15 protein-coding genes are annotated in these 21,969 nt (G+C 59.4%); 4 read left to right on the forward strand and 11 right to left on the reverse strand.

The window, feature by feature from the left end:
• Window positions 1–95: 95 nt before the first annotated feature.
• From lnt to G449_RS0111560, 11 genes are all read right to left on the reverse strand, one after another.
• On the reverse strand, window positions 96–1,706 hold the full coding sequence (gene lnt, locus G449_RS0111510; RefSeq protein WP_022659465.1) for an apolipoprotein N-acyltransferase: 1,611 nt from the start codon (window positions 1,704–1,706) through the stop codon (window positions 96–98).
• Window positions 1,703–2,572 (reverse strand): hemolysin family protein, encoded by an 870-nt coding sequence (locus G449_RS0111515; protein WP_022659466.1) that lies wholly within the window; start codon window positions 2,570–2,572, stop codon window positions 1,703–1,705. Before G449_RS0111515 ends, lnt begins: the two co-directional genes overlap by 4 nt.
• 234 nt (window positions 2,573–2,806) lie before the next feature.
• Entirely contained in the window at window positions 2,807–3,739 is a 933-nt protein-coding gene (locus G449_RS0111520) for a PilZ domain-containing protein (protein WP_022659467.1), read from the reverse strand.
• A 37-nt stretch (window positions 3,740–3,776) separates the two neighbouring features.
• Window positions 3,777–5,723, reverse strand: a complete 1,947-nt coding sequence (gene mnmG, locus G449_RS0111525) for a tRNA uridine-5-carboxymethylaminomethyl(34) synthesis enzyme MnmG (RefSeq protein WP_022659468.1) — start codon at window positions 5,721–5,723, stop codon at window positions 3,777–3,779.
• Entirely contained in the window at window positions 5,716–6,957 is a 1,242-nt protein-coding gene (locus G449_RS0111530) for a M20 family metallo-hydrolase (RefSeq protein WP_022659469.1), read from the reverse strand. Before G449_RS0111530 ends, mnmG begins: the two co-directional genes overlap by 8 nt.
• A gap of 159 nt (window positions 6,958–7,116) precedes the next feature.
• On the reverse strand, window positions 7,117–7,383 hold the full coding sequence (locus G449_RS0111535) for a PxxKW family cysteine-rich protein (protein ID WP_022659470.1): 267 nt from the start codon (window positions 7,381–7,383) through the stop codon (window positions 7,117–7,119).
• Between the two features lie 193 nt (window positions 7,384–7,576).
• Window positions 7,577–8,287 carry an ABC transporter ATP-binding protein gene (locus G449_RS0111540; RefSeq protein ID WP_022659471.1) on the reverse strand — a complete coding sequence of 237 codons (711 nt, stop codon included), beginning with the start codon at window positions 8,285–8,287 and terminating at the stop codon, window positions 7,577–7,579.
• Window positions 8,288–8,290: 3 nt separating this feature from the next.
• Entirely contained in the window at window positions 8,291–9,061 is a 771-nt protein-coding gene (locus tag G449_RS0111545) for an ABC transporter ATP-binding protein (protein ID WP_022659472.1), read from the reverse strand.
• Window positions 9,058–10,026 (reverse strand): branched-chain amino acid ABC transporter permease, encoded by a 969-nt coding sequence (locus tag G449_RS0111550; RefSeq protein WP_022659473.1) that lies wholly within the window; start codon window positions 10,024–10,026, stop codon window positions 9,058–9,060. The genes G449_RS0111545 and G449_RS0111550 overlap by 4 nt, the downstream gene beginning before the upstream one ends.
• Window positions 10,023–10,928 carry a branched-chain amino acid ABC transporter permease gene (locus G449_RS0111555; RefSeq protein ID WP_022659474.1) on the reverse strand — a complete coding sequence of 302 codons (906 nt, stop codon included), beginning with the start codon at window positions 10,926–10,928 and terminating at the stop codon, window positions 10,023–10,025. Before G449_RS0111555 ends, G449_RS0111550 begins: the two co-directional genes overlap by 4 nt.
• A gap of 157 nt (window positions 10,929–11,085) precedes the next feature.
• The gene (locus G449_RS0111560) at window positions 11,086–12,207 is read right to left on the reverse strand and encodes a branched-chain amino acid ABC transporter substrate-binding protein (protein ID WP_022659475.1); all 1,122 of its coding nucleotides are present in this window, start codon (window positions 12,205–12,207) and stop codon (window positions 11,086–11,088) included.
• A 644-nt stretch (window positions 12,208–12,851) separates the two neighbouring features.
• Between G449_RS0111560 and G449_RS0111565 the strand changes: the two genes are divergently transcribed.
• Genes G449_RS0111565 through glgP form a run of 4 tightly spaced genes read left to right on the forward strand, consistent with a single transcriptional unit; the run spans window position 12,852 to window position 21,922 of the window.
• On the forward strand, window positions 12,852–15,020 hold the full coding sequence (locus tag G449_RS0111565) for an amylo-alpha-1,6-glucosidase (protein ID WP_022659476.1): 2,169 nt from the start codon (window positions 12,852–12,854) through the stop codon (window positions 15,018–15,020).
• Between the two features lie 10 nt (window positions 15,021–15,030).
• Window positions 15,031–16,380, forward strand: a complete 1,350-nt coding sequence (locus G449_RS0111570) for a glycosyltransferase family 4 protein (RefSeq protein WP_022659477.1) — start codon at window positions 15,031–15,033, stop codon at window positions 16,378–16,380.
• Entirely contained in the window at window positions 16,380–17,636 is a 1,257-nt protein-coding gene (locus G449_RS16950; protein WP_022659478.1) for a glycoside hydrolase family 57 protein, read from the forward strand. The genes G449_RS0111570 and G449_RS16950 overlap by 1 nt, the downstream gene beginning before the upstream one ends.
• A 29-nt stretch (window positions 17,637–17,665) precedes the next feature.
• The gene (glgP, locus tag G449_RS0111580) at window positions 17,666–21,922 is read left to right on the forward strand and encodes an alpha-glucan family phosphorylase (RefSeq protein WP_022659479.1); all 4,257 of its coding nucleotides are present in this window, start codon (window positions 17,666–17,668) and stop codon (window positions 21,920–21,922) included.
• Window positions 21,923–21,969 lie beyond the last annotated feature (47 nt).

Consider the following 21,969-nt stretch of genomic DNA (forward strand, 5'->3'; position numbering starts at 1 on the left):
GGTTAAGGTGAATGCCCTGAGGCGTAAAACCGCGCAACCGGGAGGATCAGACCTCAGCGTGGGCGCGTCACGGACTGCGTCAAGGCCGAAAAAAATCAGGAACAGCAGGCGGCTTTGTCGCGATCTTTTGCAAACCTGCCGCCGGGGCCGAGCAGGAGCAGGGTCAGAAATACCAGGGCGGCCCCGGGCATAAGCCATGGCGAAATACTGTGGAACAGGCTTGGCGCGGTCACAATCGCCGCCTTGCCCCAGACGGCCTGTGCTTTGAACTGGCCTCCCTGCATGGTCAGCCGGGCGCGCTGATCCACCACAACAGAAATGCCTGTGTTGGTGCCGCGCAATATCCAGCGGTTCTGCTCCACGGCCCGCAGGGCAGTAAGGTAGAGATGCTGCCGTGCCGCCGGAGTGTTGCCAAACCAGCCGTCATTGCTGATATCTACAAGAATATTTGCCCCATCCGCCACGCGGTTCTGGGCAAGCCACGGGAATATTCCCTCATAGCAGATGAGCATTCCCAGAGCAAGATTGTCCTGCCGCAGCGGGGCGACAGCCGTGCCAGTCTGGTACACGCCAACCCCTTGCAGCAATGCCTCCAGAAATCCCCAGTTGAGCCATTCCGGCAGATATTCGCCAAAGGGAACCAGATGTTCCTTGTCGTAATATCCGACAGTATCTCCCTTGGGGTTCAGCAAAAAGGCCCGGTTGAAAACATCGGGATCTTTTTTGCCGGGGTGGCGCTCGAGGCCCGGCGCGCCAAACAGCAGCGGGCTGCCGCTGTGGGCCGCCAGCTCGCGAATGCGCGGGGCATGCAGGGCATTGACCTCAAAAAAGAAAGGCATGGCTGTTTCCGGCCACACAATGAGAGGGCGGGCATCGGGGTTTTGCGCAAGGCCCTGATACGTCAGGCCCAGATACAGATCCACCGTTTGCCGCTGAAAGGCTGGAACCCACTTCTGGTTCTGGTCAACATTGCCTTCCACATAGAGCACATCCACGCTGTCCGGCCCGCTGGGTTCGGTGATCATCGGGTTGGCGTAAAGCCGCCAGCCCCCGTAACACAGCAGGGCAATTGTGAGCACAAGGCCGGGGATCAGGCTTGCGCGGTCGGGGCAGAAGCGCCGGGGCCCGCAGACAAAGGCAAGACAGCACAGCAGGGCCGCCATACTCCACAGGCCTGTAAGGGCGTAACCGCCTACTATGTCCGCAGCCTGCACCAGTATGGGCCAGGGGGACAATGCTCCGGCCATGTCCAGCCAGGGAAAGCCCAGGGCAAGGGCATAGACCGCCTCAAGCAGATACCACAAGAGGCCAAGCAGCACGGCCTGCACCCAGGCGGGCCTGTGGCGGAACATGTGGGCCGCGAGGGCAAACAGACCGCCAGCACTGCCAATGCAGGTTACAATGAACAGCGCGCAGGGAACGGCCAGCAGCCAGGGCAGGCCGCCCACGTTGTGCACGGGCAGGGTGAGCCAGTAGAGTGCGGCCATGCCGCCAGCAATGGTGCCAATCCAGCCCATGCGCAAGGCAATGGCGCGGTTTGCGGCCTCCCGGCCAAGCAATGCCAGCGCCACAGGCCACACAAGCACCAGTGGAGGAAAGCTGATAAGATCGTTGGGAAAACCCAGCCACAGGCCTAGTGCGGCAGCAAGGCACAAAACCCAGCCGCGCTGCGTGGCCCATGGCGCTTCAGGACGGAACAGCTTCATGCTTTTGCCGCTTCTTCCTCTTCCGTGGCCGGAGCGGGCGCGGCGTGGTCAGCAGGTTCCATGCGCAGGCGGATAATGAGCTTCCTGTCAGCTTCAAGCACGGTAAAGGCCCAGCCTCGCAGGGTAAAGCGCTCGCCGGGGCCGGGGACGTGCCCCGCCTCCATGCTCAGGTAGCCGCCGATGGTGTCCACCTCGTCCGAATCCAGATCAACGCCCAGATCTTCAATGTCTTCCAGCAGGGCGCGGCCTGTGAGTTCGTAAACATTTTCGCCGAGGGGGCGGATGTCTTCCTGACGCGGCGCATCGTGTTCGTCTTCAATATCGCCCACGATTTCTTCCAGCACGTCTTCAATGGTGATAAGGCCGGATGTGCCGCCGTATTCGTCAAGCGCAATGGCAATGTGCTGCTTGCGGGCACGAAATTCCTGCAGCAGGGTGCGGATGGACTTGGTCTCGGGCACAAAGAAAGGCTCGCGCATGACCCGCGAAACTGCGGGGGCGTGGTCCCCCTGATCCAGCAAGCTGCTGAGAACATCCTTGGCGTGGAGAATGCCCACGATGTTGTCGCGGGTGTCCTTGTATACGGGAATGCGCGAATGACCAGAACGCACAATGATGCGCGCCACTTCCTGAAGCGGCATGTCATCGGGAACGCAGTCTATATCGGTGCGGGGGATCATGGTGTCCTGCACCTGAAGATCGTTGAAGCGCAGGATGCCAAGGAGCATGGATTCCTCGTAGGGTTCCACCTCGCCGTCGGCTCGTGCTTCCAGAATGGCTTTTTCGAGAGATTCCTGATCGTCGTGCCCGAACAGTCTGCTCAGGCGCGACCAGATGGTACTGTGACCTTCCGTGCCGCCGTCCAAAATAACCTCCTAGGTTGGCGTACTCACTACGCGCCGCGCGCGTTTGCCTGCGGTGCAACCGCCACGGCAGAATTTTCCTGCTAAAGTATTTTCACGTTGCAATGCCTGTTCACCGGCAAAGCATCTTCACTTGTGCGGCAGCCGTTGCATGTAACGATCTGCGCCTTGCAAACATCCCGGAACGGATTTTTTCAGTACCCGCGCGGAGTGGATCATTTTTACTGTCAATCTGCCCTAGCCGGTCAGCTTGCGCTGCTGGATATCCATTTGCATCACCCATTGGGTAATGGGCGAAACACCGCTTTTGGGGGTGCTGTGGAACCAGTTGATATCGGCCTTGCCCTGTTCCAGAACCGCCCAGTTGCTGAATTCCGTCCCCAGAACCAGGGCCGGGGTGGGTTCTTTCTGCATGCGGATATTGAGCACGTCACAGGTGCACCAGAATGTGACTACGCGGTCTTCCTTGCTCGTCTGATAGATGATGAGACAAAGTAACTGGGAACCTTTGTCGAGGTCAACTGGCTTGTCTTCCAGCGATTCAGTAGGAAAGCGCAGGGCCATGCCCGTGGCGGAAATGTCGGCCACCTGCACAAGTTCGTTTTCCATACCGGATTTATAATGCAGCAGGGGTCTGCCAATTTCTGCCGTGTTGCGGGGCATGGGCTTGGCGGGATCCATCTCCCACACGCCGATAACACGCACCAGATCCTTGGGCGGTTTAACGCGGATGAAATGGCGCTTTTGCCCCGCGTCTATATCCTTGGGCATGGAAAGGAGAAGGCGCGATTTGTCATACGCGCCCTTTACCTGCTGAATCTGTGCCTGGAATTTAAAAAAGGAGGGGCCTTCGGGCAGGGTGGCGCGAAAGAATACTTCCACCGGGGTGCCTTCAAGCTCACGTGATACATAGGAAAGAACTTCCATCTCAAGCTGCGTGGAAAGTATCCTGACGAGGGTGCCGGCCATGCCCTTGCTGTTGTGGAGTTCCTCAACATTAAGGTCGAATATTTCGTTCTGTTCCTGCGCCGTCTCAAGCATGCGGCGGATGATCTCCGCACGCTTTGCCGCGTGGCGCAGGCTCTGCAACCGGCCTTTGACCGAGACGAGCGTGGCGCAAAGCGCCGCAAGCAGAATGCCGACAACAATAAGAAGTTGGGTGCCCGTCATAGATTCACCGGTGTCAACAGTTGTGTGGCGTCATCCCTCACTGCGGGGATGCAGCAGCGCCATTGGGGTATTTATCAGGGCGCAGTAATCCAAGTTTGTGGAGGTGAACCTCCAGGCATGCAATCGCCGCAGGGGTTACGCCGGATATTCGTCCGGCCTGCCCAAGGCTGCAAGGTCGCACCCTGTCCAGTTTTTCTACCACTTCATGGGATAACCCCGCTACTTTGGCATAATCGAGTTGCGGGGGCAAGGCCGTTGCCTCAAGCCTGGCCGAGCGCGCGATAAGTTCACGCTGCCGTGCCAGATAGCCCTCATACTTGATTTCTGTCTGCACGCTTTCACAGGCTCCGGTTCCGGCGGCAGCTCTGGCAGCAGCCAGATCAGCCCCGGTCTCGGCCAGCGCTTCATGCCGGGCCGCGGTCAGCATGGCTTCAAGCGAGTCCAGGTCAACATCCGGGCGTTTCAGGGCTTCTGCCAGAGTCTTGCCCACAGGCAACTGGGCCTCGGGCGCATCCTCGGGCAACTTGTGGCCGGGTATGCGTTTTTTGCCCAGATATTCCCTGAAACGTTCGGCGGCTTCCTGTTTTATGCAAAACGCGCGCCACTGTTCGTCGCTCACGAGCCCAAGTTCACGGCCAATCCGGGTCAGCCGCGTATCGGCATTGTCTTCGCGCAGCAGCAGCCTGTGCTCCGCGCGCGAGGTGAACATCCGGTAGGGTTCCTGAGTCCCGAGTGTCACAAGATCATCAACAAGCACAGCCATATAGGCCTGATCGCGCCCCGGGGTAAAAGGGGCAAGACCGCGCATGGCGCACGAGATGTTCAGCGCGGCCCACAGGCCCTGCGCTGCGGCTTCCTCGTAGCCGGACGTGCCGTTGATCTGCCCCGCGAGCCACAATCCCGGCACGGCCTTGGTTTCAAGGGTGGGGCGCAACTGGATGGGGTCGGCGTAGTCATATTCAATGGCGTAACCGGGGCGCAGCACCACAGCATTTTCCAACCCTTTGAGAGCGTGAACCATGTCGAGCTGCACATCAAGGGGCAGGCTGGTGGGAATGCCGTTGGCATACACCTCCGCGCTGTTGAGTCCCTCCGGCTCCAGAAAAATCTGGTGCCGCTCCCGGTGCGGAAAGCGGGCCACCTTGTCTTCAATGGAAGGGCAGTAGCGCGCGCCAGTGCCCTTGATGACGCCCGTGAACATGGGCGAGCGGTCAAAACCGCTGCGGATGATTTCGTGCGCGCGTTCGTTTGTCCACGTCACATGGCACGACACCTGTTCCAGAGCCGGGCCGGGGCCGTGAAGGCTGAAGCCCGGGGGCGGCGTGTCGCCCGGCTGCTCTTCTAGCTGCGAATAGTCGATGGATGACTTGAGGATACGCGGCGTGGTGCCGGTTTTCAGGCGGCCAAGGGTCAGGCCGAGGCTGCGCAGGCTGTCTGAAAGGCCCAGCGCCGGGGCATCGCCCAGGCGGCCGCCGGGCAGATTGGTGAGGCCCATGTGGATGCGCCCATCCAGAAAGGTGCCCGTGGTCAGCAGCACATGGCGCGCTGCAAAGGTCAGGCCCTGAGCCGTGCGCACACCAGTGGCGCGGCCGTCATCGGTGGTCACGTCCACCACGGAATCCTGCCAGATGCGCAGGCCGGGCGTGTTGTAGAGCGTTTTTTTGAGCACGCGCTGGTAGGCCTCGCGGTCAATCTGGGCGCGTGTGGCCCGCACCGCAGGCCCCTTGCTCATGTTCAGCACGCGAAACTGTATGCCCGCAGCATCGGCCCACAGGCCCATCATGCCGCCAAGGGCGTCAATTTCGCGCACCATGTGCCCCTTGGCCAGACCGCCGATGGCGGGGTTGCACGATAGGTAGCCCAGCCGGTCGAGGTTGCCGCTGATGAGCAGCACACTGTGCCCCATGCGGGCCAGAGCCACGGCGGCTTCGCTGCCAGCGTGGCCGCCGCCGGCGACAATGCAGTCAAATATGGAATCAGACATGGGCTGCGTTCATGAGGATGTGGGCAAACACCTGCGAATCCTTGATGGTAGCGGTGATGGATGAGCGTTCGTCCGGTTGGTGGCAGGTGTTTTCAAGGCAGCCCCAAACGGCGGCGGGCAGGCCCTTTTGCCGCAAAAATGCCGCAACGGTTGCCCCGCCTATGCCCACGGCCTGCGCCTGAACGCCGTAAATGCGGGCGATGGCGGCCTTGAGCGCTGTAACAACGGTGCCTGTTTGCGGTATGGCCGTGGCGTCCTGCCGCTGCACCACGCTCACCTGTATCTGCACGGTGTGCTTTTCCGCCACTTCGGCGGCCACTTCACGCATTTTTGCAAGCACGTTGTCCATATCCACATGGGGCAGGAGGCGGCAGTCAATGTAAAAAACATCATTGCCGGGAACGGTGTTGATGTTCGGCACATTGGCTTCGTGCTTGCCCGGCACAAAGGTGGAATAGGGCGGGTCAAACAGGGGATTGGCATCGGCAAAGGCGGAGCGCAGGGCATTGTGGCACGAGAGGGCCATGTCCGCCCCTGCCAGAAAGGCGTTGCGGCCCTTTTGCGGCGTGGAGCCGTGGCACTGGATGCCCGTGGTCTGCACCTTGAGCCAGAGCTGGCTTTTTTCTGCAATTTCGATGACATCGCCCTTGGACGAACCGGCGTCCGGCACGATGTAAAGATCATCGGGATTAAAAAAGTGCGGGGCTGTGTTGAGAAGATGCTCCAGGCCGTAAAGACTGCCGGTTTCTTCATCAGCCATGAAAACAAGACCCAGTGAAAGCTCGGGGGTAATGCCCTGTGAGAGCACTTCTTCCGCCAGCAACAGCATACTGACTATGGCCTGCTGGTTGTCTTCCACGCCGCGCCCGTACAGAAAATCGCCATCGCGGCGCACCTGCCAGGGATTGCTGGTCCAGGCTGCGAGGTCGCCCGGGGGCACCACGTCCGTATGCCCGAAAAGCCACAGAGTGCGGCTGCTTTTGCCGGGGATGCGGGCCACAAGGTTGGGACGCTGACCATCGGTAACGCGTGGGTCCGGCGCGTCAACTCGTGAAAGGGCGGTTACTCCGCAGGCCTTGAGCCAGTTGGTGATGCAGCGCACCTTTTCCATTTCGCCCTGGCCGCCGTTGTCCGGGCCAAGGGCCTGGCATGCCGTAAGCACGGCCTGAAGCTCCGCAACGCGGTCTTCTCGCCCAGCCAGCCCGCGCAACAAGGTGTCGAGTGTCTTGAACATGGGGTTTCCCGTATGGCGTTACAACGCGCAAGAGGCTGCTCGCGCAGCCCCTTGAAAAAGTCTTCAGCCCCGGCATGACCGTTGTTGAATCGGCCTGTTGCGATAAAATCGCAAGCTGACCGCCAGCGGCATGTCGGAACCGATGTAAGCCTGGTTGGCCTAGCGGCCACCCTTGGCGGCGCGCTTGGACGCCTTCAAAGGGTTGACCTTGGCGGCAGCGGCAACAGAGGCCTTCACGTGCGTGGCAAAGTTGCAACGGCCAGCAGTCCACTTCTTGGCAGGGACAGGGTAGCTGGAGCAGAACTCTTCGCCTTCAAATTCGCGCACGCGGTCACAGCCAGAACACTGTTCAACCACCGGGGAAAGAACAAAACCGTTGACCACCACGCCTTCAGCGGTTTTGGTGGCTTTTTCCAGAGGGGTCATAGCAAAACCTCCATGCGCAGCAGCGCCGTATTGCTAAAATAACGGCGGAATGGCCGCCGCGTTGGAATGGAAAAATATAGTTGAAAGCAATTTTCTGTCAAGTAAAAGAAGTGAAAAATTTTTCAGCCGGGTTGCGGCGCGGAAACCTCATGCTATTGCGGGCGCTTGTAAAAAAACAGCCGCCCTGTCTGGCCTAACCGCCCAGATATGCCTCGCGCACGCTGGCATTGGCAAGGAGGTTTTCGGCCCGGTCTTCCATGACAACGCTGCCAACTTCAAGCACATAGCCGCGCGTGGCCAGTTTCAGCGCCGCACGGGCGTTCTGTTCCACCAGCAGCACCGTCACGCCCTTCTTGTTGATGGCCCGCACGGTTTCAAAGATGGAGCGCACCAGCAGCGGGGCAAGGCCCAGCGAAGGTTCATCCAGCAGCAGAAGGCGCGGCTGGGCCATGAGGGCACGGCCTATGGCGAGCATTTGCTGCTCGCCGCCGGAAAGCGTGCCAGCGAGTTGATCCTTGCGTTCGTGCAAACGCGGAAAAAGATCAAAAATCCATTCCAGTGTGCGCTCGCGGCGGGCTTTGTCTTCAATGCAGAATGCCCCGAGGCGCAGATTTTCCAGAACGCTCATGATGCCGAAAACGCGCCGCCCTTCGGGCGACTGGGCAATGCCAAGCCCCACGACCTTGTGGCTCGGCAGGCGCAGCAGGTTTTGCCCTTCAAAGAGGATTTCGCCTTCAAAGGGGCGCACCAGCCCGCTGATGGACAGCAAGGTGGTGCTTTTGCCCGCACCGTTGGCCCCGAGAATGGTGACGATTTCGCCTTCGTCCACCTTCAGGTCGATGCCGTGCAGCACTTCAACACTGCCGTAGCGCACGTGCACATTAGACAATTGCAACAGGGACATGGCTTACCACTTTTCGTCGTCTGCGCCCAGATAGGCCTCAATGACGGCGGGATCCTGCCGCACGTCTTCGGGCTTGCCCTGGGCAATCATGGTGCCGTGTTCCAGCACCACCAGTTTTTCGCAAATTTTCATCACCAGGCGCATGTCGTGCTCAATAAGCAGCACGGTAATGCCCCTGTCCCGGATGGCCCGGATGGTATGCACCAGCGCGGCGGTTTCCTGATCGTTCATGCCGCCTGCGGGCTCGTCCAGAATCACGAGACGAGGGTCGGAGGCCAGGGCGCGGGCGATCTCAAGCAAACGCTGGTTGCCGTAAGAAAGGCCGCCTGCGGCCTCGGTGTAGCGATCGGCAAGACCCACAAATTCCAGCTCTTCCATGCAGCGGGCAACGGCGGCTTTTTCTTCCTCGCGTTGACCCGGCGTGTGCAGCATGCACGATATCAGGCCGGATTTCATGCGGCAGTGCCGCCCGGCCAGCACGTTCTCCAGCACAGAAAGGCGGCCAAAGAGGCGGATGGTCTGGAACGTGCGGGCGATGCCCAGTTCCACCACCTTGTGCGGGCGCAGTCCGGCAATGGATTTGCCGTCAAAAAAGATGCGGCCCGACTCCGGCGTATAGTTGCCGGTTATGCAGTTGAACACGGTGGTCTTGCCAGCGCCGTTGGGGCCGATAAGCCCCACAATGCTGCCAGCGTCCACGTCAAAGGTCAGATCGTTCAGGGCAATCAGGCCGCCGAACATCTTGCTCATTTCCTCAAGGCGCAGCAGGGTCATGCGGGCCTCCCGTCACTGGCTGCTGGCGGCGCAGCAACCTTGTAGCGCCGTTGCCTCGGGGGCAACAGGCCCTGGGGCCGCCAGACCATCATGACCATCATGGCAAGGCCGAAGATGAGCATGCGCGCGTTGGAAAATTCGCGCAGCACTTCGGGCAGGCCGATGAACAGAAAAGCGCTGATAAGCACGCCAAGCTGGCTGCCGCCGGAAAGTATGACCACCGCAAAGATGATCACGGATTCCATGAAGTTGAACGATTCCGGCGCAATGGTCGTCATTTTTGCGGCATAGAGCGTGCCAGCCATGCCCGCCCAGAAAGCGCCCAGAACAAAGGCCGCCAGCTTGTAGTGGGTAACATTGACCCCGCAGCCTTCTGCGGCCACGTCATCTTCCTTGATGAAGTTCAGCGCGCGGCCAAAGCGGGAATGCCACAGGCCGTAGAACAGCAGCAGGCTCACGCCCACCATGCCCCAGACCAGAAAATAGAACTGCAGGCTCTTGACGATCTTGAAGCCAAAAAACATGGGGCGACTGATGCCGAAAATGCCGTTGGCGCCGCCCGTGAGGCCGAAAACATCGTTAATAAGCGCAATACGCACAATTTCCACAATGCCGATGGTGACGATCAGCAGATAGTCGCCACGCAGGTGGATGATGGGGCGGGCTACAATGAGGGCAAAAATAGCCGCCGCCGCGCCGGAGAGCGGCATAACCCAGAGCACAGGCCAGTGGCAGACCGTGTTGAGAATAGCGGTGGTGTAAGCGCCCACGGCAAAAAAGGCGGCGTGGCCCATATGGAATATGCCCGCCTGCCCCAGAATAACATTGAGCGAAAGGGCCAGCAGGGCGTAGAGGCCAATGCTCACGCACACGTCAAGCCAGTAGGCATTGCAAAAGAGCGGCAACGCGCACAAAAAGAGGCCCGCAGCCGCATACACGGCGAAATTGCACGGAAGTTTTTTCATAGTTTGTCCGCCGTGCGCTCGCCCAGAATGCCTGTGGGGCGGATGATCAGAATGAGAATGAGTACCAGAAAGGCGATGGCGTCCTTCCAGGCAATGGCTATGTAGCCTGCGGCCAGGGCTTCGATAACGCCGAGCAGCAGCCCGCCCAGCATTGCGCCGGGGATGTTGCCAATGCCGCCCAGGATGGCGGCGGTAAAGGCCTTGAGGCCGTAAGACCAGCCCATGGTAAAGTCGATCTGCCCGTAATAGATGCCCACCATCAGACCCGCCGCGCCGCCAAGGCCGGGGCCGATAAGAAAGACCAGCGAGATGATGCGGTCAACGTTGATGCCCATAAGCTGCGCTGCGCCGGGGTCGATGGCCACAGCTCGAATGGCCGCGCCTGTGCGGGTGCGCTGGATAAAGGCCCAAAGGCCGAGCATCAGCACAACGCTGGCTGCGATGACCAGCAGGCGCACGCCGGGTACTTCAAGGCCGAGCATCCTTACCGTAAAGTCGGGGCGCAGATAGTCGGGGTACACATAGAAGCGCGCGCCGTAGATCAGCATGACCGCGTTCTGGAAAAATATGGATGCGCCAAGGGCCGAAACCACGGCCGAGAGACGGTTGGCGTTGCGCAGTGGGCGGTATGCCGTGCGCTCAAGCAAAAAGCCAATAATCGCCACCAGCAGGGCCACCATGACAAAAACGGCGGCTACGGCCAAAAAGGGATTGAGCGCGCCTGCCATATTGCAGCTGACAAGCAGGGTAAGCCCCAGGTAGGCACCAATGGTAAACAGGTCGCCGTGGGCAAAATTGATGAGCTTGAGCACGCCGTACACCATGGTGTAGCCCAGCGCCACAAGCGCATAGATGCCGCCCACGGCCAGGCCGTTCAAAAGCTGTTGGAGAAATTGTTCCATAATGTTCGGCGTTGGTACTCGGCATTTGGCGGGCGACCGGGATACCGGTCGCCCGCCGTAATGAACGCGTCCTCAAGGGGAGTGCGCTTTTCGCCGGGGCGTTCATGCCCCGGGTGTGTATCTGTGCAACATGGGCGCGGCTAATGACCGCGCCGCATTACTTGGGCTGCAAAACGAAGTTGCCCGTGGCGTCAACCTTGTAGGTGCGGTAGAACTCACCCACGCGGTCGCCCTTGGCGTCAAACCCCAGGTTGCCGGAAAGGCCGGGCATACCCTTGAGTTCCTTGAGCCATGCGGCCATTTCCTTGGGGGTGTCCTTTCCGGCTTCAAGCGCGCCTTCAATAACCTTGAAAGCATCGCCAGCCAGCACGGCCCACACGGAAACAGGCACGGTATTGTACTTGGCCTTGAAGGCCTTGAGAAATTCCCTGGCTTCAGGCGTATCCATGTCCTGCGGCAGCGGCGGGCTGATGAAGAAATAGCCCGTGGCGGCTTCAGTTCCGGCAATTTTTACCAGATCCTGATGGTTGGCGGCATCGCCGCCCATCATGGGAACGTTCCAGCCCATTTCCCTCTTCTGCCGCAACAGCATGCCGGTTTCCGGGTAGTAACCGGTAAAGAACACAAGGTCGGGATTGGCAGCCTTAAGCTTGGTCAGGATGGCGGTGTAGTCGCGCTCTCCGGGGGTAAGAGCATCGTAAAACACCACTTTCATACCGTCTTTTTCAAGCACTGCCTTGGTTTCTTCCGCCAGGCCCTTGGCATACGAAGAATTGTCGTGCAGCAGGGCCACGGCCTTGTATCCGCCCTTCTTGATGGCTTCGGCGGCGGATTTGCCCTGCGCGTCGTCACGCGGGCAGGTGCGGAAAAAGAGCTTCAAGCCCTTTTCCGTAAGGCGCACGCTGGTGGAGCCAGTGCCGATCTGCACCAGTTCCGCCTCGTCCAGAATGCTCTGGCTGGCCTCGGTCACGGCGGAGCCATACGTGCCGATAACGGCCACAACACCGGCGGAAGCAAGCTTCTGCGCGGCCAGAGCGGCAGTGCGCGGATCGCCCGCGTCGTCTTCGACAACCAGCTGAACCTTGCGGCCCTTGATGCCGCCCTTGGCATTCACATCGTCAACCAGCAGGGTAACGATGTTCTTCATATCCAGGCCTTCGGAAGCCCATTTACCCGTAAGCGGGCACATAAGGCCAACCTTGATGTCACCAGCCAGCGCCGCAACAGGCACAAGCAGGGTAAGGGCCAGAGCCCCAAGCCAACGACCAAGTGCTTTCATGAACTACCCCCGTCAGGTATGCAAATATTGTGAGCAACGAACAAGCGTACCCTAAAAAGGAAGAAAGAAAAAGCCCCCAGTACAGCCGGGCCGCGCATTGGCGCAAACAGATGCAAGCCAGCGAGGGCGGCAGGGCTGCGTTGTAACCAAACAGCTTGCGCGGCAGTTGTAATCACTTGTGAGTACATGCGCCGTGTTTATACTGCAAAGCATTGTGAACCTGTTCAGGCGACCACGGTAACTTGCACGATTGTAACGCGATGCTCACACGATGATTTCAGATTGGTCAAATTCTTCATATATTATTAGCCAGCTAACAAGCACGTCGTGTTTCGCACATCGATAAGGCGATAAACCTGAAAACAAAAGTGGCACGCGCTCGACAGCCCCCAAATAATGGGATAAGGTAAAGCTGTAAAAACAGAGAACACCTTTATTTTCTTAAATGTTTTTCTGTTGCGGTTTTCGCGGTCAGAGGTTCGGCTGTTTCAGTTTCTCTCTGCGCCCTTTCCGCCGTACCCCTTCCGCAAACATTGCCGCAACTTGGGCCGCCCAGCATTGTCTGGCGGTCAGGCGGCGATTGCACCCTTCGTCCTACCCGCAGCATTCGCCGTCGCGCTCCATATGGGCGCCAAGGAGGCCGTATGCGGTTCAGCTTTGACAAGGCAGCCTGCCAGAATACGCGCAGGGCGCTGCACCGGGAGTGGCTGCTCACCAACGAACGGGGCGACTGCTCCGGCAGCAGCATTTTGTGCTGCAACACGCGCAAATACCACGGCTTGCTAGCCGTCAACACGCCGTATGGCAGGCATGTACTGCTTTCTGCCCTTGAGGAATCGGTGTGCGGCGGCGGCAGGGAATTCTTTTTTTCTACCCGCCAGCATCCCGGCACGCTCTATCCCAACGGGCACGAGTATCTTGAAGCTTTTCAGCTCGATCAGTGGCCGCAGAGCACCTATCGGGTGGGCGAAGTAAGCCTGAGCCGCGAGGTGCTGCTTGCGCGGAATAAAAGCCTGCTGTTGCTGCGTTATGAACTGCGCGGTCCGGAGGATATCCCTCCGCTTACCCTGCGCATCAAGCCTTTGCTTGCCTACCGCAATATTCACGCGCTCACCCGGGCAAACCCGGCCTTGCGAACTGATACCCTCCTTGTGGCTGGCGGTTTTGCCGCTCGCCCGTATGAGAGCTTGCCCCCCCTGTATATTCAGGCCGCCGGGGATTCCGGCAAGGCTTGCACGAGGGCTGTAAATGCCGAGGGCGCGGCGACCAGCGAAAAATGCGGGCCGCATGCCGCCGCCAGTTTTTTGGCCGAGCCGGACTGGTGCCGCAATGTGGAATATTTTGAAGAGCGTGAGCGCGGTTTTGACGACAGTGAAGACCTCTTTATGCCCGGCACGCTTGAAATAGCTCTGCCGCCGTTGCCGCAGGGCGGCTACGTGTATGTGGCGGCTGGTACGGACGCCTGCGGTGAAAACCTGCGCACCCTGTGGGAGGCAGAGAGCCGCGCCCGCACAGATGCTCACCTTGCGGGGGGTGGCCTTGCCGGGCAACTGGCGCAGGCTGGCGGCCAGTTCTGCATTACGACGCCGTCCGGCCGAGCCACCGTGATTGCCGGATATCCCTGGTTTGACGACTGGGGGCGCGACACGCTTATCAGCCTGCCGGGGCTGACCTTTTACGCAGGACGCGAAGAATTTGGGCTGCACGTTCTGGCCGAGGTGGGGCGGCATATCCGCAACGGCCTTGTGCCCAACATGTTTTCGGAGTCGGGTGAGCAAGCCTACAATTCTGTGGACGCGTCCCTGTGGTATGCCTTTGCCCTGCAACAGGTGCTGGCCGCTGTTCCTGATGGTCTGGCCTGGGTGCGGCAACATGCCTGGGACGCCCTGAAAGCCATCATCAAGGGCTACCGCAAGGGGCCGGGCATGGGCATCTTTGTGGATGCCGAGGGCCTGCTGCATGCGGGCGATGCCCACACCCAGCTTACCTGGATGGATGCCCAGGTGAACGGCTGCCCGGTTACGCCCCGGCATGGCTGCCCTGTGGAAATCAACGCCCTCTGGTACAACACGCTTGCCTTTGCCGACAGCCTTGCCGCCGCATTTCAGGAGCCGCTGCTCACGGGCGAGCGCCAGCGTGCCGCCATGCGCGATGCGTTTTTGCGCCGCTTCTGGGCAACCGAGGAGGGCGGCTATCTGGGTGACGTGTGGCGCAACGGACAGCTCGACCGAAGCGTGCGTCCCAATCAGATATTTGCCGTGTCCCTGCCGCATGCCGTGCTTGCGGACGATTTTCAGCCGCAGGTTGTGGAATGTGTGCGCAACAGGCTGCTCACACCTTTTGGCCTGCGCACCCTTGCCCCTGATGCCGCCGCATACAAAGGCAGGTACGAAGGCAACGGCGAGAGCCGCGACGCAGCCTACCACCAGGGCACTGTCTGGCCCTGGCTGCTGGGCCATTATGCGGATGCACTGCTGCACACGGCCTGGGATATGAACGGCGCTGTTCAGGGTTTGCTTGATATGGTTACGCCCCTGTTTTGCCAGCATCTCTGCGAAGCCGGGCTTGGCAGCATTTCAGAAGTGTTTGACGGTTCCCCGCCATACAATCCCGGCGGCTGCACCGCCCAGGCCTGGAGCGTGGCCGAGTGCCTGCGCATGCTCAAAAAACTGCAAAAGGCCGCGCCGGATGTTTACGCCCATTGGGAGCAAAGGGTGGCGCATTGTCTGGCCCATCCCGCATCCGGCGACAAAACCGGCATATGCAGGGCAACCATGACTCTGGGCGTGTCAGCGTCCGGCAGTGAAGAATAAGGGTTTTGCCATGCGAGTGCTTATGTTTGGCTGGGAATTTCCGCCCCATATCAGTGGAGGCCTGGGAACGGCATGCTTTGGCATGACGCAGGCTTTGGCGAAAAAAGGGGCGGAGATCGTTTTTGTACTGCCCCGCGTGGACGGCGGCAGCGGGCAGAACAGCTTTTTGCGACTGCGGGGGGCTTCCGGCACTCCGGTTGCGGCCCAGCTTGCGGAAAGTATGGCGCAGGCCGGGCATGAACTCTGGGCCAGCAGCATCCGCTGCCTGCCGGTGGAAAGCCCGCTTGTTCCCTACCTCACGCCGCAGGGCTATGCCGAAGCGCTGGAAAATCTGCGGCATGAGCCAGGCAATGCGGCGAGTACGCGCGCTTTTGCGCCGCATGCGGGCCATGCCGCCTGCGAAGGCGAAATTACGTTTGAACTGCACGGCGGTTATGGAGCTGACCTCTTGGCCGAGGTGCAGCGTTACAGCCGTCTGGCCGGGGCCATTGCCGTGCAGGAACAGTTTGACGTCATCCACGTGCACGACTGGATGACCTATCCTGCGGGCATGATGGCCCGGGCGCTGACGGGCAAACCCCTGGTGGCGCATATTCACGCCACGGAATACGACCGCAGCGGCCTGAACATCAACGAGCAGGTGGCGGGCATAGAACGCGCCGGGCTGAATGCCGCCGATGTGGTGGTGGCCGTAAGCCGTCTAACCCGAAAAACAGTCATTGAACGCTACGGCGTAGCCCCCGAAAAGGTGGTGGTAGTGCACAATGCCGTTGCGCGGCATGAGGCCGGGCGCTGCTATCTTGTGCCGCAACGCATACGGCATGAAAAGCGCGTGTTGTTCCTCGGCCGGGTGACATTCCAGAAAGGGCCGGAATACTTCATGGAAGCGGCCCGCCTTGTGCTGCAAAAAATCCCCAATGTCCGCTTTTTCATGGCTGGCAGCGGAGACATGCTGCCGGCGTTGATCCGCAGGGCAGGGCAGTTGCGCATGGGGCGGCGCTTCCATTTTGCCGGATTTTTGCGCGGCGAGGATGTGGACCGCATGTTCGCCCTCAGCGATCTTTATGTCATGCCTTCAGTCTCCGAGCCTTTCGGCATAACGCCGCTGGAGGCCATGCTTTACGATGTGCCGGTGCTGCTCTCGCGCCAGTCGGGCGTTTCAGAAGTGCTGGAGCACGCCCTCAAGGCTGATTTTTGGGATACGCGCGACATGGCCGACAAAATCTGCGCCGTGCTGCGTTACCCCTGCCTTGCCGCCGAACTGGTGAAAAACTGCCGCGAAGAAATGAAATCCATTAGATGGGAAAATGCCGCCGACCAATTGCTGACCATTTACCGGGATGTCCTTGGAGGTCACTGATGCCTGCGCTATGTCTGTGTTTCAATATACATGAGCCGTACCAGTTCCGCCGCTACACGGTTTTCGATATGGGGCAGAGCTCCGTTTACGAAGACGATGACCGCAACTGCGAAACCATGCTGCGCGCGGCGCGCCTATGTTATCTGCCAGCCGCAGAAATGCTGCTCAGGCTTGTGCGCCGTCATGAAGGCGCGTTTGCGGTATCGCTGTGCGTTTCGGGCACCGCTCTGGATCTTTTTGAGCAGTACACCCCTGAAGTCACAGAAAGCCTGTGCGCCCTCGCGGCTACGGGCTGCGTGGAATTTGTTGCCGAAACCTCGGCGCATTCGCTGGCCTTTCTGTATTCACGCGAGGAATTTGACAGACAGGTCAAGGCGCAGAGCGCGCGCATCAAAAAACTGTTTGGCAAAAAGCCCACCACCTTCATGCATACGGAATGCGTGTTCAACAATGACCTTGCCGCCGCCTTGCAACAGCTTGGTTTTAAAACCGCGCTGGCCGAGGGTGCGGATCAGGTGCTTGGCTGGCGCAGCCCCAACTGGGTGTACCGCCCGGTTTCCGGCCCCAAGATGAATCTTTTACTGCGCAATACGGCCCTTTCTGACGACATGGGCCTGCGCTTTGGCGACAGGGGCTGGAGCGACTGGCCGCTCACAGCCGACAAGTTCGCCTCGTGGTGCCACAGCCTGGGCGACAAGGCGGATGTGATCAATATTTACAATGATTTTCATATATTCGGCCTGCGTCATGGGCAGGATTCGGGCATCTTCGATTTTATGTCGGCCCTGCCCGAGGCCCTGCTGCGCGACAACCGCTTCAGGTTTGCCACGCCCGGCTCCATTGCCGGAAAGCGCGCCCCCGCCGGAGAGGTGGACGTGCCCCAGTTCGTGTCGTGGGAAGAAAGCGGCCATGACCTGACCTCGTGGCTTGGCAACGACATGCAGAAAGACGCCATCCATACGCTTTACAGCCTGGCCGCCCTGGTGAGGGCCAGCGGCGACAAGATGCTGCTGCACGACTATGAGCGCCTGCAAACCGCCGACCATTTCCGGCACATGTCCACCAAGTGGTTTTCCGGCCCTCGGCAGGACAGACCCAGCCCCTTTGACAGCCCCTATGATGCCTATATCACCTATATGAATGTGCTGGCAGATTTTGAGCTGCGTCTTGAAGCCGCAGAACTGGCAGGCAAGGAACTCAAGCCCCGCAGGGCACGCAAGAACAGCCTCCGTTCCGGCACTAATGCGTCCGTTTAAGCCAATCGGCCTTTCCATAAGGAGAAAGCATGAATTTCGATAATACCACCGTCACGTTGTTTGAGGTCAGTTGGGAAGTCTGCAACAAGGTGGGGGGCATCTACTCTGTGGTCAGCAGCAAGGCATTGCAGGCTGTAGAGCAGTTTGGCGAGGACTATTTTCTCCTTGGCCCGTCCCTGGCGGAGAATGTGGGTTTTGAAGAAACTGACGAGAATATCTGGGATTCGCTCCGTCTTGCATTTGCTACAAAGGATCTCAAATGCCGTATGGGCCGCTGGAATATCCCCGGTCGCCCCAAGGCCATTCTGGTGGATTTTGCCAAGAGATATTCCAGTAACCAGCTTTTGTACGATCTGTGGAAAAATTACGGTGTGGATTCGCTTTCCGGAGGATGGGACTATATTGAACCCGTCATGTTCGCCACGGCCTGCAGTGCGGTTATCGCGGCCATTCATGAAAGCCGTGTAGAACCCCTTGAGGGACGTAGCGTTGCCCTGTTCCACGAATGGATGTGCGGCGCGGGCCTGCTTTCACTCAAAAAAATGTCACCCGGCATAGGCACGGTATTCACCACCCATGCCACCATGCTTGGGCGGGCCATGGCCGGAACCGGGCGGGATATCTATTCCAACCTGCGCAGCATCAACCCCGCCAACGAGGCCGCAGCCCTGAACATCACGGCCAAGTGGTCGCTTGAGGGGGCCAGCGCGCGCGAGGCGGACGTGTTCACCACCGTCAGCCCCATCACCGGGGAGGAATCAACGGTGCTGCTGGGGCGGCAGCCTGATGTCATCACCACCAACGGTCTGGATATGCGGGTTATCCCCGATTATTCCGTAGACCGCTCCCGCCCCACTGAACACCGGGCGCGCATAGTGGAGGCCTCCAACCGCTTTCTACGTTGCGAACTGCCCGCAAACACACGCATTTTTGCCATTTCTGGCCGCTATGAAATGCACAACAAGGGCGTGGACATCTTTCTTGATGCCCTGGCAAAACTTGAGCAAAGCCTCGCGGGCACGGACGCTTCCATTCTGGCCCTGTGCCTTGTCATGGGCGGGCATACGGGCGTTAATGCCGCTGCGGTTTCTGGCGACCCCGAGGCCAACGACAACGGCCTGCCCTTTATCTGCACGCATTTCGCCTGGAACGCGCCGCAAGATCCGATTCTCAATGCCTGCCATCGGTTGGGTCTGAACAACAGGCCGGAAAACAGGGTCAAGGTCATCTTTGTGCCAGCCATGCTCAATGGGGAAGACGGCTTTTTGAATATGCCCTACGATGATGTCATGTCGGCCTGCGATGTGGGTTGCTTCCCCTCCTGGTACGAGCCGTGGGGGTATACGCCGCAGGAAAGCGCGGCCTGGGCCGTGCCCACCATTACCACTGATCTTTCAGGTTTTGGCATGTGGGCGCGCACACAGTTGCAGGAGGGGGCCGCTGCGCCCAAGGGCGTGTGCGTCATGCCCCGCCGGGGCATGAACCTTGAGCAAAGCGCCACAGTGCTGCACGAGCATCTGATCCGCGCCGCCACCTGCGCAGTGGATGATTTGCCCCAATGGCGCGCGGAGGCGCGTGCGCTGGCGGAAAAATCATCGTGGCAGTTCTTTTTTGAAAACTACGTCAGAGCCTTTGAAATAGCCTTCAAAAAAGCCTCCACCCGGATTAACTGTGATTGCGGGCATGCGGCTCTGGCGAGGGTGCTTTCCACATCGTGTTCTGCCACGCCATTTTTGCGGCCCATAATGGCTGTTGCCGAGGTGCCGGAAGAGCTTTCCCGCCTGCGCGACATTGCCCGCAACGTGTGGTGGTGCTGGCACGACAAGGCCAAGGCCCTGTTCATGGCCCTGAGCCCCTCCCATTGGGAAAACTGGCGTAATCCTCTCAGAGTGCTGGAGCAGGCCGATCCGGAGCGCTTCCGCGATCTGCTGGAAAATGAAGACTACATGAATCTTTACCGTGAGGTCGTCGCCAAGTTTGACGCCTACATGGCCGAGCCCATCCGTTCGCTCAGCACGGATGTGACGCCAGAAGCCCCCATTGCCTACTTTTCCACAGAATACGGCCTGAGCGAATCCATCCCCATTTATTCCGGCGGGCTGGGCGTCCTCTCTGGCGATCACCTCAAGTCAGCCTCGGACATGGCTATCCCCCTGGTGGGCGTTGGGCTTTTATACAAAAACGGGTACTTCCGGCAGGATATAGACGCCGATGGGCGGCAGGTGGCCCAGTATCCCGTCAACAACTTCGGCCTCATGCCCATTTCGATGGTGTACGATGCGGACAATCAGCCGGTCTATGTGCAGCTTGAACTGCCGGGCCGTCTGCTGTTTGCAAGGGTGTGGAAACTGGCCGTGGGCCGCATAACCCTGTACCTCATGGATACGGACACCCGTCGCAATACTGATGAAGACCGCCGCATTACCGACAAGCTCTATGAGGCCAACCGCGAGGTACGCCTGTTGCAGGAAATGCTGCTGGGCATGGGCGGCATGCGGCTGCTGCGCACGATGCGCATAATGCCCAGCGTTTTTCATATGAATGAAGGGCACTCGGCCTTTATGGCAATGGAACGCCTTCAGGAATGCCTGAGCATGGGCATGAACTATACCGAGGCAACTGTGCGAGTGCGCTCCAATACGGTCTTTACCACGCACACGCCCGTGCCTGCTGGCAACGAATCGTTTTCTCTGGAGCTGATGGAACGGTATTTCAGCGGGATCGCCGCCAACCTTGGTTTGTCCTGGCAGCAATTTGTGCAGCTTGGGCAGATAGAGGGCGGCAACAGCAATTCCTTTGAAATGACGGTGCTGGCTTTGCGGCATTCGTGCTGGGCCAACGGTGTGAGCCGTCTGCACGGTGTTGTTTCGCGCCACATGTGGAACAACCTCTGGAAAAGCCTGCCCGTGGCGGAAACGCCCATCGGGCACGTTACCAACGGTATTCACATGCCGTCCTATGTGGGCAGCTGGATGCATGAACTGCTGCACCAGTACCTTGGTTCTGGCTGGATGCAGTCGCCTCCCGGTTCCGGCGTATGGGACAAGGTGGACCAGATTCCTGACGAGGCCTTCTGGGCGGCCCGCATGCACCAGAAGGAAGCCCTGCTTGACGACCTGCGCCGCCGGATCCCGGAATTTATCCAGAAGTTTCATCTGTCAGCGGATGAGCGCAAGCACATGGAATCCATGCTCAAACCCGATACCCTCATCATCGGTTTTGCCCGCAGATTCGCCCCCTACAAGCGCGCCACGCTGATTTTTGCAGACCCGGACAGGTTGGCCCGCATACTCAGCAATACCAATCGGCCTGTGGTGCTGGTATTTTCCGGCAAGGCGCATCCAGCGGACGAGGCGGGCATCAACATGATTCAGGAAGTGCTGCGCATGTGCCGCGACGAGCGCTTTCTGGGCCGCATATTCTTTGTGGAAAACTACAGTCTGGCTGTATCGCGCATTATGGCGCAGGGCTGCGATGTCTGGCTCAATACGCCGCGCAGGCCGCACGAGGCCTCGGGCACCAGCGGTATGAAACTGCCCGTCAACGGCGGCATCAACCTGAGTATTTCTGACGGCTGGTGGTGCGAGGGCTATAACCGGCAGAACGGCTGGACCATTGGTCCGGTGGTTTCCACAGAACTGCCCAGCAGCGAGCAGAATGACTACGCCGATGCCGAGGACCTGTATTCACTACTGGAAAACGCTGTTGTACCCCTGTACTTTGAGCGCGATGCAGAAGGCCTGCCCCTGGAATGGATTGCCACGGCCAAGCGTTCACTTAAAAGTCTCACGGCCATGTACAGCAGCAACCGCATGCTCAATGATTATATACGCCAGTTTTATCTGCGGGCAGCGCGCAGGCGCAACATGCTGCGCGACAACAACTGGGAGGCCTGCCGTGCCCTTGCCGCATGGCAGAGTGATTTGCCCGCGCGCTTTGGCACGGTCAAGGTGGACGAACTGACCATCAGCGGTGTGGAAAACAATACCATGATCTGCGGCGAACCCGTGAGTGTGCAACTGCGCATGCACCTTGGCGAAATGAAGCCGCAGGAAATTCTGGTGCAGCTTGTGATCGGGCAGGCGCTCATTAACGGCAGCTTCCGCGACAAGCCGGAAATATTGCGGCTTGAACCAAGAGCAGGAGAAAACGGACAGGAATGCATGCGCTATACCGCAAGTTACATTCCAACGTTCAGCGGTCATTACCGATACGGCGTACGCATCATGCCCGTGCATCCGGCGCAGGCTTCGCCGCTGGAAACGGATAATATCCTCTGGGCCTAGGCGTTTTACCGCTCTTTATGGGCTGAAAGCTAGTTATGCCGCGCTCC

The organism is Desulfovibrio desulfuricans DSM 642 (genome assembly GCF_000420465.1).
Taxonomy (GTDB): Bacteria; Desulfobacterota; Desulfovibrionia; order Desulfovibrionales; family Desulfovibrionaceae; genus Desulfovibrio; species Desulfovibrio desulfuricans.

Coding starts and splice junctions, on each gene's coding strand:
- G449_RS0111535 (WP_022659470.1), bottom strand. CDS start 7,383: ATGACCCCTCTGGAAAAAGCCACCAAAACCGCTGAAGGCGTGGTGGTC.
- G449_RS0111545 (WP_022659472.1), bottom strand. CDS start 9,061: ATGACCCTGCTGCGCCTTGAGGAAATGAGCAAGATGTTCGGCGGCCTG.
- G449_RS0111565 (WP_022659476.1), top strand. CDS start 12,852: ATGCGGTTCAGCTTTGACAAGGCAGCCTGCCAGAATACGCGCAGGGCG.
- glgP (WP_022659479.1), top strand. CDS start 17,666: ATGAATTTCGATAATACCACCGTCACGTTGTTTGAGGTCAGTTGGGAA.
- G449_RS0111560 (WP_022659475.1), bottom strand. CDS start 12,207: ATGAAAGCACTTGGTCGTTGGCTTGGGGCTCTGGCCCTTACCCTGCTT.
- G449_RS0111570 (WP_022659477.1), top strand. CDS start 15,031: ATGCGAGTGCTTATGTTTGGCTGGGAATTTCCGCCCCATATCAGTGGA.
- G449_RS16950 (WP_022659478.1), top strand. CDS start 16,380: ATGCCTGCGCTATGTCTGTGTTTCAATATACATGAGCCGTACCAGTTC.
- lnt (WP_022659465.1), bottom strand. CDS start 1,706: ATGAAGCTGTTCCGTCCTGAAGCGCCATGGGCCACGCAGCGCGGCTGG.
- G449_RS0111555 (WP_022659474.1), bottom strand. CDS start 10,928: ATGGAACAATTTCTCCAACAGCTTTTGAACGGCCTGGCCGTGGGCGGC.
- G449_RS0111530 (WP_022659469.1), bottom strand. CDS start 6,957: ATGTTCAAGACACTCGACACCTTGTTGCGCGGGCTGGCTGGGCGAGAA.
- mnmG (WP_022659468.1), bottom strand. CDS start 5,723: ATGTCTGATTCCATATTTGACTGCATTGTCGCCGGCGGCGGCCACGCT.
- G449_RS0111550 (WP_022659473.1), bottom strand. CDS start 10,026: ATGAAAAAACTTCCGTGCAATTTCGCCGTGTATGCGGCTGCGGGCCTC.
- G449_RS0111540 (WP_022659471.1), bottom strand. CDS start 8,287: ATGTCCCTGTTGCAATTGTCTAATGTGCACGTGCGCTACGGCAGTGTT.
- G449_RS0111520 (WP_022659467.1), bottom strand. CDS start 3,739: ATGACGGGCACCCAACTTCTTATTGTTGTCGGCATTCTGCTTGCGGCG.